The organism is Cytobacillus sp. ABV4_503, assembly GCF_056158445.1.
The window spans coordinates 3,981,287-3,993,103 of the sequence record NZ_JBSWTH010000001.1 but is presented as its reverse complement, the minus strand read 5'-3'; the positions used below and the strand labels follow the sequence as shown (position 1 = coordinate 3,993,103).

Below are 11,817 nucleotides of genomic sequence, written 5' to 3'. Positions count from 1 at the left end.
TTATTTTTGGTGATAAGTAATAGCCTGTTTGCCCATCTGCACCCATGCTTTTTCAAAATCGTTTATGGGTGCTTTTTTATTTTTCTCGCCTGTAAGCGGGTCATTGAAATACATATATTCCTGATCATAGCCTGTGAGCAGGACTGAATGCTCTTTATAGGTAATCTGGATTTTTCCGCTTGGCGTGTGCCAGGTCTGGAAAAAGTCATCAGAAAGCTGTTTATAGGCTGTGTTGATAATAACCCAGACTGGCCTGCCGTCTGACAAATGGATCTTTAAGTCTTCAAAACCGGATCCGGTAAGGTCTTCAATGGAGCCAGGCATGTACTTTTCCGCAAGTTCTTTTACGGGTTTATGATAAACGCCGAGACCAGGATTATCAAAGGAATACATATCGCCTATGAATCCGTCATTCGGGTGCCCGAAATAGATTTTTCCGTTTTCTATGCGATAAGGCTCAGGATTTTTCTTTATTTCTTTAGCGAGGGTCATTTTATCAGCCTGGATCCCTGCATGCTGAAGAAGCATGGCTAAGCTCGTCACTTCGCATCCCCTAGGGAGCTCAGGAAACTGATTGACTGCGGGAGCATCTATAAGTGTTTCTTCTTTGATCTTAATTACGGCAGTGTTGTGTCCAAGGAAGGAGCTGGCTTTCTCAGCAGGTTCAGACAGCCATGATTTAATTTGGTTTACGGCTGAAGCAGGCTGGCTTCCTGAAAGGTTGTCATAAACAAATGCACCAGAAATCAGAATGAAGACAATTAAAAACATTGGTGCCGTTTTTAACATTGTTTTTCTGAATATCACTATTAAAAATAAAAATAGAACAATAGCCGCAATATAAATCTTCAATTTCTTCACCCGCCCATTGATATTGCCTTATGTTTATTATCGGCTATTTTCCCATTCTATTAATAAAAGGAGGCAGGAGAGTTATTTATGCTTTTTCTGCAAAGACTTATAGTACTGCCCTTTTTCGGCGTATTCCCTGCTTATACGTTCCATATCTTTAATATCTTCTGGTGTCAGCTCGCGGATCACTTTTGCTGGCCTGCCGAATGCAAGTGTATTGGGAGGAATTTTCTTTCCCTGTGGAACAAGGCTCCCAGCTCCAATGAATGCTCCCTCTCCGATTTCAGCCTGATCTAATACAATCGAGCCCATCCCTATTAAAGCCCTTTTGCGGATAATGCAGCTATGAAGGATTACCTGATGGCCAACTGTTACTTCATCTTCCAATATCAGCGGGTTATTCGGGCTCTGATGCAGGACGGAATTGTCCTGGATATTGACTTTTTTGCCGATGATTGTTGGTGCTACATCTCCGCGTATAACGGAGTTGAACCAAACACTGGAATTCTCGCCAATTTCAACATCACCGGTAATGGTAGTAAAATCTGCAATAAATGCGGATTCAGCAATCTTAGGTTCTTTATCTTTATATGGATAGATCATGTGAAACACTCCTATATGCAGTTTGATTATTTTGATTTTATCATAAGAGGCATGATAAACGATATTTTGGCAAAAAGAATTCCATTTTGACAAAGGTTGATTCATGAACAATTTTAGCATCTAGGCTATAATATATTTACATAAGACAGTACGTAAAAAGGCTGGGAGGATTGACTATGTGGAAATGGGAAACTGAAGGAGATGCAAAGGGCGTTATTGTCATGGTGCATGGGGCAATGGAGCATCACCGCCGCTATGGCTGGCTGATTGAAATGTGGCGCTTGGCAGGTTTCCATGTCATAATGGGAGATCTTCCTGGCCAGGGGATGACTTCAAGATCCAGAAGAGGCCATATTGATTCCTTTGATGAATATATACTTGAAGTTCAGGATTGGGTACAGGCAGCCTATGAATTTGAATTGCCGGTATTTCTTTTAGGGCACAGCATGGGCGGACTGATTGCCATTCGTCTGCTGCAGGAGGAAAGAATGAATCTCGCTGGAGTGATTTTGTCATCTCCATGCTTAGGCTTGGTTCAACAGCCTTCGAAATTTCTGAACTTTTTATCGCTTGGACTCAATTCTGTGATGCCAGGCCTGAAAATGGATGCCGGTTTATCCGTGGACATGGCAACAAGGAATCAGGATGTCCTTGATGCTGATTTAAATGACTCATTGTATGTGACAAAAGTGTCGGTCAGATGGTACAGGGAACTTGTTTCTGCTATAAAGCTTGCCTTTGAAAATCTTGATAAAATCCAGGATGTGCCCCTCCTCGTATTGCAGGGCGGCGATGATAAGATCGTGAATAAAACAACTGTCAGAGAATGGTTTAACCTTGCGCCTTTCTCAGAGAAAAGGTTCAAAGAATGGCCTAAGTGCTACCACGAAGTCTTTAATGAACCTGAACGTGAAGAAGTCTTTGAATACGCGAAGGATTTCGTAAGCAGCCAATTAAAAGCGCTTGGTTATGTGGTTTAAGGACGGGGTTTTAATTATGGAGGGTGCAGGCTTAACATAAGAAACTGCTCACCTATCCCCTAAGCAAAAGGAGGTTTGTCATGTCATGAGTGTCCCTTCCATGCCAATTAGCTTAATGTCACATGTTTACAGGAAGGTTCTTCCTGCGGTCCATAAGGAACTTGCATATTGGAGAAGCAGGGCGGAAGCAATTCCTGATCCGGAGTTAAGAAAGCAGGCTCTTGCCAGCATTGATCATAAAACATTTCACTGTGAAGGCGGAGCAATTATGTCTTTAATGGCCAAGGAGAAATATGGACAAGCGATTAAGTTTATCATCGCATATCAGACAATCAGTGATTATTTGGACAATCTCTGCGACCGGAGCACCTCGCTTGATCCCCGGGATTTTGCGGCACTGCACGAGTCAATGGAGGATGCCCTCGATACGGGTGCAGCAGAGAAAAATTATTATCGGCTGAGAAAAGAACAGGATGATGGAAACTACCTTGCAGATTTAGCAGCAGCCTGCAGGGAAGTGCTGTACAGTCTGGAGAATTATACTCATATAAAAAGCCATCTGCTTGAATTATGCCGTTACTATTGTGATCTGCAAATACATAAGCATGTTGTGGTGGAAGAACGAGTTCCCCGTCTGCAGAACTGGTTTGACCAATATCGGTCTGATATTCCTGAGATGGAATGGTATGAGTTCTCTGCCTGCTCAGGATCGACTTTAGGAATTTTCTGCCTTGTTTCCTACGCACTGAGAGATGATTTTGAAGCTGAGCATGCAGTAAATATACGAAATGGATATTTTCCATTCATCCAGGGTCTCCATATTCTTCTTGATTATCTGATTGACCAGGAAGAGGACAAAGCCGGTGGTGACTTGAATTTTTGCTTTTACTATGAGAATGAAGAAAAACTGTTTTCGAGATTGAAGCATTTTGTTGCCGAGGCAGATAAGCATACTGAAAAGCTGCCTCATAAACATTTCCATAAACTGATTAATCGCGGCTTGTTAGGGGTCTATCTATCCGATGAGAAGGTCCGGAAGCAGCGGAATGTCAGAAGATTAGCCAAAAGCATGATAAGAACAGGCGGAATGGTAAGCTATTTCTTTTATGTAAACGGCAGGGCTTACCGGACTTTGCAGAAAATAATGCCTGCTGGCTTTTCAAGAGCAATTGAAAAATAATAAAAAGCCTGCATTTTTCGCAGGCTTTTACCGTTTTTCAATTGCTACAATAAACGGCGGGTTATTTTTTTGATTAATAAACTGATACTGCAATACATGGACGAGGCTTTGATCCAGTTGCCTTACATATCTGAGCAGATAATCACGCTCAACAGCTCCCTCAATATGGCCGTGATAAATCACTAAAAGAATAATCCCTTCCGGAGCCATCAGTTCCAAAAGCTGATCGATGGCAGAAATGGTTGTCTGCGGACGGGTGACAATATCTTTATCACCGCCAGGCAGGTAACCTAAATTAAAAATGGCTGCAGTTATTTTTCCATGATGGACAGGCGGCACATTCTCTAGAATGAATTCATGTCCTGTATGGAAAAGGGTAGCCCTGTCTGACAGGTCATGATCAGCCAGGCGTGTTTTTGTATTCTGGACAGCCTCTTCCTGAATATCGAATCCGTAAACTCTTCCATTATGTCCAACCAGATCCGCCAGAAATACTGTATCATGACCGTTGCCCAAAGTGGCATCTATAACGATATCTCCAGGTGATACTGCTTTCTCAAGCAGCTGTCTAGCATAAGGTAAGATTCTTTCAAGCTTCATGACAATGCCTCCATTTGGCTTGGTTTATAAAATTTGCCTTGCCAGCTGTTTCTGCGCTTTAATTCCGCATCAATGCTATTAAGCACTTCCCACTTATTCACGCTCCACATTGGCCCGATCATCAAGTCGATTGGCCCATCTCCTGTTATGCGGTGGACAATCATTTCCGGAGGTAAAATCTCCAGCTGGTCACATACTAAGTTTACATACCCATCAAGAGACAGAAACTCAAGCATGCCTTTTTCAAATTGTTTAACCATTGGGGTTCCTTTTAATAAATGAAGGAGATGGATTTTAATCCCCTGCACATCCAGCTTCGCAACTTCCCGTGCGGTTTCCATCATCATGTCCGGTGTTTCAAGCGGAAGGCCATTAATGATATGGGAACAGATGCGGATGCCATGTTTGCGGAGCTTGTTTACTCCCTCCGCATAGCATGGATAATCATGTGCGCGGTTAATTAAAAGGGCAGTCCGTTCATGCACAGTCTGTAAGCCCAATTCAACCCAGAGGTATGTCCGCTGATTAAGCTCTGCCAGATATTCGACTACATCTTCAGGCAGACAGTCAGGGCGGGTCGCAATAGACAGTCCGACAACTCCGTCCTGCTCAAGCACTCTCTCATACATATCACGAAGCACTTCCACAGGGGCATGAGTATTTGTAAAGGCCTGAAAATAAGCCATGTATTTTCCGTCTTTCCATTTATGATGCATTTTTGTTTTTATAGCATTAAATTGTGTTTCCAAATCATCAGTACGGTTCCCGGCAAAGTCTCCCGAACCGGCTGCACTGCAGAATGTGCATCCTCCATGCGCGACCGTGCCATCACGGTTGGGGCAATCAAAGCCGCCATCGAGTGCCACCTTGAATACTTTATGGCCAAATTCATTACGCAAATGATAGTTCCATGTATGGTACCGTTTATTATCGGATGCATATGGAAAAGGATTTACTTTATCCACAATTATCCCTCCTTTTTCAAAGAGTAATCTATAAGGTGAAAATGAATATGAAGGATTTCATAAAATTAATCTTATCATGACCCCAAACCTTATCCAAGGGGAATTGGCAGGAAATAGAGTGGTAAGGATTACGGAAAAATGAACAAACTAACTAATGAAGCATGCAAGCTTCTAGACCCATTCTTTAAGGAGGGGAACAGATAATGGCTACCCGTGAATCAATGGATACACTCCTGCAGCAGTGTGAGGATGCAATCCGTTTTGCCCAGGAGCAGTTTGAATCAGGCAGGGCGCAGGAGCATTACAATGATAACGAATACTCCAATGCACTTCAATCTTTAGAAGCTGCTTATAATGATATAACCCAGATGGCGCACAGCGCCAACTCACAGCAGCGGGAACAGCTTCACCGGATGAGGCTCCAGCTGCAGCAGCTCCAAAATCAGATGATAATACTTCCTCATTAAGGAGTGGTCCACAGATGGTAAAAAAGCGCTCAAAACAAAACAATCCGGAACAAAAGACCCGCAATGGCGCCAATAGCCAGGACGTTGAATTTGGCCGGGATTTTGATGTGGTTAAGCAGTCGAAAAAGAACTATGAGAAGTCAGGCGGCCAGCCAGTTAAATCAAAATTTCACCCTGAGCCGGAACAATCATCATAAGAAATGCGGAAGCGCCTTGCTCACCCCCGCTACCTCGAGGGAGCAGGCGCTGGAGCTAGACAGCTATCTACATTAAAATTTAATTTTTTTATTAAAATGGAAAGCCCCGATTACTCAAAATCGGGGCTTTATTTTTTGTGCCGATTAACGAACTTTCCTCAATAGGTGCATTCTTTAAAATTCCACATTCAGCTCAAGTTTAAAAGAAGAAGTATTCTGTCTATTAAAATCGAATGAAAACCTGTTGCAAGGACAGGAAAAACCAACTAAAATTATTTTGGATTTCGAAATAGTGCCGGATGGCAATATGCCTGCTGACATAAAAATATGAAAAAAAGGGGCGTAATTTTATGCCGCGGACCTTATGGCTTTTAATTATTGGGATGGCAGTGAATGTAACCGGATCATCTTTTTTGTGGCCTCTTAATACTATCTACATTCATGACCACTTAGGCAAATCGTTATCGGTAGCCGGCCTGGTTCTGATGGTGAACGCAGCTGCCAGCGTAGCAGGAAATTTAATTGGGGGAAGCCTATATGATAAAATAGGCGGCTATCGTTCGATTCTTCTTGGAATTGCCATCACGGTAATGGCACTCCTCGGTTTGACCTTTTGGCATGAATGGCCTGCATACGTGGTGTTCCTGACCTTTGTCGGATTTGGATCTGGAATTGTTTTTCCTTCTATGTTTGCGATGGCGGGTTCTGTTTGGAAAGAAGGCGGCCGCAAAGCCTTCAATGCCATTTATGTAGCCCAGAATGCCGGTGTGGCCATTGGTGCTGCTCTCGGCGGCCTTGTGGCGTCGTACTCTTTTCAGTTGATTTTCCTGGCCAATACTGTCATGTATATCGTTTTTTTACTTATCGCTGTTTTTGGATACAGGGGAATAAATACTGTTTCGGGCCAGCAGACCTCCATCCTTCAGGAAAATCGCATGGTTAAAAATCATACCAAGCTTTACGCTCTGCTCATATTATGTGCAGGCTATTTATTGTGCTGGGTCGGATATGTGCAATGGCAATCGACTATCGCTGCTTACACACAGGAATTGAATATTTCTTTAAAGCAATACAGCCTGCTGTGGACTATCAATGGAGCTCTGATAGTATTGGGCCAGCCTTTTATCAGTGCTTTGCTAAAATGGTTTAAAACACTTAAGGTTCAGATGGTCGCCGGCATGGTCATATTTATAGGATCGTTTGCTGCTGCAGCCAGTGCAGAACAGTTCTCAGCCTTTATTACTGCCATGGTTATTCTGACGATTGGTGAAATGCTTATATGGCCAGCAGTTCCGACCATTGCCAACCAGCTTGCTCCTAAAGGGCGGGAAGGTTTTTACCAGGGAATCGTAAACAGCACTGCAACAGGCGGACGGATGATTGGGCCATTATTGGGGGGGGTTCTGGTTGACCTTTACGGAATTTCCATGCTGTTTGCGGTATTAATGGTTCTATTTGTTTTTGCCATTCTGACAACTCTTGTTTATGACCGGAAATTGAAGGAGCCTAAAGAACTGGCGCATGTATCATAAGAAATAAACCTGCAGTTTTATGCTGCAGGTTTTTTCAATTTCATTCTTAACCGGCGCCTTCGAAGTAATTTTCTTTTTGTTTAGCAGCAAATACAACTTCATTGAAGAAGCTTTTCAAAATCAGCCATCTCGCTGGATAAGAATTGATAAAGTCTTCGAGAACCTCTTCTGAATAAAGAAGCAGGATATCCAAATCAGGCTTTTTTTGCTTCAAATCATACAAAAGGGCATGCGGAATGGTGTAATAGTCATTCAGCTGCCATTGATTTAGTTTTACTGTAAAAATATTATGGTCCACAATATAGGTTTCCAGCGCCTGTTTTTGAGCTTGAGCGCATTCCTGCTTTGATTTGTTTCCAGATTGCCAGTGCGGATTAATTAGATAGATGCCTTTCAGCTGAAACACCTCCCCTGTCTGCTGATTACTAATGTTATGGGCAGTAAAAGCAATAAGAATACCCATTGAAGTGAATTTGTTTTCAGAAAAATATGATAAAATAGTGATCATAATAGTAGATTTTCCTAAATGAGGGGATTCAAATGAAAAATGCTTTATTCGATTTGCCTGTGGAAATTGTTGAAACCATTGTTGAGAACGCCTTTGGATGGCTGGTAGTTGTGAATAAAGAAGGAACGATCATTTACATCAATAAAAACTATTGTGACTTTCTGGAAGTGGAGAGGGAACAGGTTCTGGGAAAGCATGTGTCCGGGGTTATTGAAAACTCACGAATGCATATAGTGGCTGAATCAGGCAAGGAAGAAATTGCAGACCTGCAATATATAAGAGGCAACTATATGATAGCAAACCGCATTCCTATTTTTTCTGGTGGCGAAGTAATTGGCGCTTTCGGGACAGTCTTTTTTAGGGATACAAAAGAATGGATGCAGATGAACAGCCATGTAAAGAGCATGCTGACAAAAATCCAGAGCTATATCCAGGAAATTGATCCCAGTGTAAAATACAGCCTTGATGATATACTGGGAAACTCGAGCCAGATTCATAGCCTTAAAGAAAAGGTGAAAATGGTGGCAGCCAGTGATATTTCCGTTTTAATCCGCGGAGAAAGCGGGACTGGAAAAGAACTATTTGCCCATAGCATTCATCAGCTCAGCAACAGGAGCCATCAGCCGTTTGTAAAAATTAACTGCGGAGCCATACCTGAACATCTGCTTGAGTCTGAACTGTTTGGCTATGAAGAAGGAGCTTTTACAGGTGCGAAAAAAGGAGGCAAAAAGGGGAAATTCCAGCTTGCTGATGGAGGGACCTTATTTTTGGATGAAATCGGAGATATGCCGCTAAATATGCAGGTTAAGTTATTGCGTGCCCTGCAGGAAGGCGAGATTGAAAGCGTGGGTTCAACTTCTTCGGTTAAAGTAGATGTCCGGATTATTGCTGCAACTAACAGACCGCTCGAAAAAATGATGGAAGAAAAGCGCTTTAGGGAGGATTTATTCTATCGGATTAATGTGGTGCCGTTTATGGTACCATCTTTGCGCGACAGGATGGAAGATTTATCACTCTTAATCGATAGCTTTATCAAAAAAATAACGAAAAAATCGGGAAAGAGAATAAGTGCAATTGAAGATGAGGTAATAGAAAAGTTTCATCAATATAGCTGGCCCGGCAATATTAGAGAGCTTGAAAATGTAATAGAGGCATCCATTCATTTAACAAACAATGAAAGTATCACTACAGAATCATTGCCGGATTATATGAAAGAATCAGCCGTTTATCCCGTTGGAAAAAAGAACTTGAAGGATATTCTGGAAGAAACAGAAAAGCGGATATTGACACAAAGTTTGACCAAATATAACCATGACCGAATAGAAGCTGCAAAGGCTCTGGGAATCAGTAAATCTTCTATGTATGAAAAGCTAAAGAAATATGGAATTGAATAAATACAAACAGTCCAGAAATCCGGAATACGTTCCGGATTTCTGGACTGTTTGCATTCTAGTAATTTTGTGTACTTTCAGCCCTACTCTTAGACCAAATTATCAGAAAACTAGTCTATTATATAAATGGACTTGTTCCCTGTGTATTCCAGAATTCTGGAATAATGTTTCATTTATTGTTCACCATTCCCTTTACATACAAGCAGGCTCATGTTGGCACGCCTCTTGCATTATAATTTCTCAGCAAGTTATTTATCTGTTTTTTTTGCAAACGTTTTCAAAAAAGGGGGATGACAAGGTTTTTCTTATTTTTAAAACAAAGGGGGAAATGAAATGCTAAGTATGATTGGATTAATAGGCGGGCTTGCCCTGCTGATTTACCTGACTATGCGGGGAATGAACCTGCTGGTTGTCGGGCCGTTATCTGCCTTGTTTGTAGCTCTTTTTAGCGGCATGCCATTGTTTCCGCAGCTTGCAGGTGAAGGAGAGGCCAATTTGGTCGGGAACTATATGTCCGGCTTTTCAGGGTTTGTTACATCATGGTACCTAATGTTCCTATTGGGTGCAATTTTTGGGAAGGTAATGGAAGACAGCGGTGCGGCCGACAGTGTATCCAAAATGGTAGTGGATAAGTTAGGAATGAAATATGCCGTTCTTGCCATTGTCGCTTCCTGTGCCATATTAACATATGGCGGTGTCAGTTTATTCGTTGTTGCGTTCTCTGTATATCCAATGGCATTAAGTTTATTTAAACAGGCAAACCTGCCAAGAAGGTTCATCCCTGCAGCACTTGCCTTTGGATCTGTAACCTTTACGATGACTTCTGCGGGTTCACCTGAAATTCAAAACTGGATTCCGATTGAATTTCTTGGAACGACTCCATATGCAGGCTGGGAAGTCAGCTTAATTGTCGCTGTGTTCATGATGATTTTTGGCTACTGGTGGCTGAAACGAATGATCACAAAGGCTGTAAACAAAGGAGAAACCTTTGAATCCCGCAAGCAGGATCCTGTGACTGAAAATAAAGAATTACCGCACCCTTTTATGGGGGTTCTCCCATTGGCTGTCGTTTTAATTATCTCATTCGTATTCCATGACTCTCTTGCACAATCTGCACTTATTCTTGCATTACTGGGCGGAGTTATTGCCACATATCTATTGAACAGAAAGTATTTCACAAATTTCTGGAATGCTGTGTCTGATGGAACATTAGGTGCATTGATTGCTATAGGGAATACGGCTGCTGTTGTCGGATTTGGCGGCGTGGCAAAGGCGGTGCCTGCATTTGCCACAGCAGTAGATTGGATGACAAGCATTCCTGGAAGCCCGCTGATAGGCGGTGCCATAGCAGTAAGTGTTATAGCCGGCATGACCGGTTCAGCTTCAGGCGGGCAGGCCATCGCATTGCCTATTCTGGCCCCGCATTATATGGACATGGGCGTCAATGCAGAAGCCCTGCACAGAACGGTTGCCATTTCATCTGGTGCCCTGGACTCTTTGCCGCATAATGGCTATGTCGTTACCACTGTAAGGGCAATCTGCGGGGAATCTCACCAGGCTGCATATGGAGCGGTAGCGGCTGTTACAGTAATCGTTCCGCTGATTGGTTTAGCACTTGCGATTGTATTATTCTCACTCGGACTAGGAATCTAAATTTCGGCAGGGGCTCATAAAATAGAGCCCCGGCTTTGTTTTTGAAAGGAGCTTATTCATGGTACAAAACAAAGTAGTTTTTATAACTGGTGCAGCGCAGGGAATTGGCTATGAAATTGGCAAGAGATTTGCCGAGCACGGCTCGAAAATTGTTTTGACAGATATTCAGGAAGATGCCGTGAAAAAAGCTGCGGAAAATTTGCAGGATGAAGGTTTTGAAGCGCTTGGGCTAAAGTGTGATGTGACCTCAGAGTCTGATATACAAGCGGCCATCAATGAAACCGTCAGCCAATTTGGTTCTTTGGATGTGCTCATTAACAATGCAGGGCTGCAGCATGTTTCCTTTATTGAAGATTTTCCTACTGAGAAATTCGAGTTTCTGATCAAAGTGATGCTGACTGCACCGTTCATGGCCATTAAACATGTCATGCCCGTCATGAAACAACAAAAGTCCGGCCGTATCCTGAACATGGCATCCATTAACGGTCTTGTTGGATTTGCAGGGAAAGCGGCATATAACAGTGCCAAGCATGGTGTTATAGGCCTTACTAAAGTTGCAGCATTGGAGGCTGCTGAAGATGGCATCACGGTTAATGCCATTTGCCCGGGCTATGTAGATACACCACTCGTAAGAAATCAGCTGAATGATCTTGCTAAAACAAGAAATGTACCTATTGAAAAAGCGCTGGAAGAAGTTATTTATCCCTTAGTGCCGCAAAAGAGGCTGCTGACGGTAGAAGAGATTGCAGATTATGCTATTTTTTTGGCCGGTGACGGAGCTAAAGGAATTACTGGCCAGGCGGCAGTTATTGATGGAGGATATACTGTTCAGTAGTTACAGGCACATTTTCGAAAAGCATTGCATATTCTAGATATTAAATTCCTGTCA

13 protein-coding genes are annotated in these 11,817 nt (G+C 42.6%); 8 read left to right on the top strand and 5 right to left on the bottom strand.

What is annotated here, in order from left to right; genetic code table 11:
* Together ACXAD1_RS20025 and ACXAD1_RS20020 are read right to left on the bottom strand one after the other, a co-directional pair.
* Positions 1 to 852, bottom strand: a complete 852-nt coding sequence (locus ACXAD1_RS20025; RefSeq protein WP_206839219.1) for a C39 family peptidase — start codon at positions 850 to 852, stop codon at positions 1 to 3.
* 81 nt (positions 853 to 933) lie between these two features.
* Entirely contained in the window at positions 934 to 1,455 is a 522-nt protein-coding gene (locus tag ACXAD1_RS20020) for a gamma carbonic anhydrase (RefSeq protein WP_206839218.1), read from the bottom strand.
* A gap of 176 nt (positions 1,456 to 1,631) precedes the next feature.
* On the opposite strand from ACXAD1_RS20020, the gene ACXAD1_RS20015 reads away from it, so the two are divergent.
* Together ACXAD1_RS20015 and ACXAD1_RS20010 are read left to right on the top strand one after the other, a co-directional pair.
* Positions 1,632 to 2,435 carry an alpha/beta hydrolase gene (locus ACXAD1_RS20015; RefSeq protein ID WP_370221389.1) on the top strand — a complete coding sequence of 268 codons (804 nt, stop codon included), beginning with the start codon at positions 1,632 to 1,634 and terminating at the stop codon, positions 2,433 to 2,435.
* An 85-nt stretch (positions 2,436 to 2,520) separates the two neighbouring features.
* A complete protein-coding gene (locus ACXAD1_RS20010; RefSeq protein ID WP_474910837.1) occupies positions 2,521 to 3,615 on the top strand; it encodes a tetraprenyl-beta-curcumene synthase family protein in 1,095 nt (364 codons plus the stop codon).
* A gap of 27 nt (positions 3,616 to 3,642) precedes the next feature.
* Here the strand turns inward: ACXAD1_RS20010 and mnmM are convergent, their stop codons facing one another.
* Both mnmM and mnmL read right to left on the bottom strand, forming a co-directional pair.
* Positions 3,643 to 4,215, bottom strand: coding sequence for a tRNA 5-(aminomethyl)-2-thiouridylate-methyltransferase MnmM (gene mnmM / locus ACXAD1_RS20005; protein WP_019383011.1), 573 nt, complete (start codon positions 4,213 to 4,215; stop codon positions 3,643 to 3,645).
* Positions 4,212 to 5,180 carry a tRNA modification radical SAM protein MnmL/YtqA gene (mnmL, locus tag ACXAD1_RS20000; RefSeq protein WP_474910836.1) on the bottom strand — a complete coding sequence of 323 codons (969 nt, stop codon included), beginning with the start codon at positions 5,178 to 5,180 and terminating at the stop codon, positions 4,212 to 4,214. Before mnmL ends, mnmM begins: the two co-directional genes overlap by 4 nt.
* 203 nt (positions 5,181 to 5,383) lie before the next feature.
* Here mnmL and ACXAD1_RS19995 point away from each other — a divergent pair, with 203 nt between their 5' ends.
* From ACXAD1_RS19995 to ACXAD1_RS19985, 3 genes are all read left to right on the top strand, one after another.
* Entirely contained in the window at positions 5,384 to 5,647 is a 264-nt protein-coding gene (locus tag ACXAD1_RS19995; protein WP_474910835.1) for a YtzC family protein, read from the top strand.
* 14 nt (positions 5,648 to 5,661) lie between these two features.
* Entirely contained in the window at positions 5,662 to 5,844 is a 183-nt protein-coding gene (locus ACXAD1_RS19990) for a glycogen biosynthesis protein GlgD (protein WP_206839210.1), read from the top strand.
* A 350-nt stretch (positions 5,845 to 6,194) separates the two neighbouring features.
* Entirely contained in the window at positions 6,195 to 7,376 is a 1,182-nt protein-coding gene (locus tag ACXAD1_RS19985; protein ID WP_474910834.1) for an MDR family MFS transporter, read from the top strand.
* Positions 7,377 to 7,422: 46 nt separating this feature from the next.
* Here ACXAD1_RS19985 and ACXAD1_RS19980 read toward each other — a convergent pair whose 3' ends face one another.
* Positions 7,423 to 7,884: a hypothetical protein gene (locus ACXAD1_RS19980; protein WP_474910833.1), complete on the bottom strand. Its 462-nt coding sequence runs from the start codon at positions 7,882 to 7,884 to the stop codon at positions 7,423 to 7,425.
* Positions 7,885 to 7,916: 32 nt separating this feature from the next.
* On the opposite strand from ACXAD1_RS19980, the gene ACXAD1_RS19975 reads away from it, so the two are divergent.
* The 3 genes from ACXAD1_RS19975 to ACXAD1_RS19965 all read left to right on the top strand — a co-directional run bounded on the left by ACXAD1_RS19975 (position 7,917) and on the right by ACXAD1_RS19965 (position 11,763).
* A complete protein-coding gene (locus ACXAD1_RS19975; RefSeq protein ID WP_474910832.1) occupies positions 7,917 to 9,278 on the top strand; it encodes a sigma-54 interaction domain-containing protein in 1,362 nt (453 codons plus the stop codon).
* 330 nt (positions 9,279 to 9,608) lie between these two features.
* Positions 9,609 to 10,928: a GntP family permease gene (locus tag ACXAD1_RS19970; RefSeq protein WP_009333370.1), complete on the top strand. Its 1,320-nt coding sequence runs from the start codon at positions 9,609 to 9,611 to the stop codon at positions 10,926 to 10,928.
* Positions 10,929 to 10,986: 58 nt separating this feature from the next.
* The gene (locus tag ACXAD1_RS19965; RefSeq protein ID WP_474910831.1) at positions 10,987 to 11,763 is read left to right on the top strand and encodes a 3-hydroxybutyrate dehydrogenase; all 777 of its coding nucleotides are present in this window, start codon (positions 10,987 to 10,989) and stop codon (positions 11,761 to 11,763) included.
* The last annotated feature ends 54 nt before the right edge of the window (positions 11,764 to 11,817 follow it).

Coding starts and splice junctions, on each gene's coding strand:
- ACXAD1_RS20010 (WP_474910837.1), top strand. CDS start 2,521: ATGAGTGTCCCTTCCATGCCAATTAGCTTAATGTCACATGTTTACAGG.
- ACXAD1_RS19990 (WP_206839210.1), top strand. CDS start 5,662: ATGGTAAAAAAGCGCTCAAAACAAAACAATCCGGAACAAAAGACCCGC.
- ACXAD1_RS19965 (WP_474910831.1), top strand. CDS start 10,987: ATGGTACAAAACAAAGTAGTTTTTATAACTGGTGCAGCGCAGGGAATT.
- ACXAD1_RS19995 (WP_474910835.1), top strand. CDS start 5,384: ATGGCTACCCGTGAATCAATGGATACACTCCTGCAGCAGTGTGAGGAT.
- ACXAD1_RS19970 (WP_009333370.1), top strand. CDS start 9,609: ATGCTAAGTATGATTGGATTAATAGGCGGGCTTGCCCTGCTGATTTAC.
- mnmM (WP_019383011.1), bottom strand. CDS start 4,215: ATGAAGCTTGAAAGAATCTTACCTTATGCTAGACAGCTGCTTGAGAAA.
- ACXAD1_RS19975 (WP_474910832.1), top strand. CDS start 7,917: ATGAAAAATGCTTTATTCGATTTGCCTGTGGAAATTGTTGAAACCATT.
- ACXAD1_RS20020 (WP_206839218.1), bottom strand. CDS start 1,455: ATGATCTATCCATATAAAGATAAAGAACCTAAGATTGCTGAATCCGCA.
- ACXAD1_RS19985 (WP_474910834.1), top strand. CDS start 6,195: ATGCCGCGGACCTTATGGCTTTTAATTATTGGGATGGCAGTGAATGTA.
- ACXAD1_RS20015 (WP_370221389.1), top strand. CDS start 1,632: ATGTGGAAATGGGAAACTGAAGGAGATGCAAAGGGCGTTATTGTCATG.
- ACXAD1_RS19980 (WP_474910833.1), bottom strand. CDS start 7,884: ATGATCACTATTTTATCATATTTTTCTGAAAACAAATTCACTTCAATG.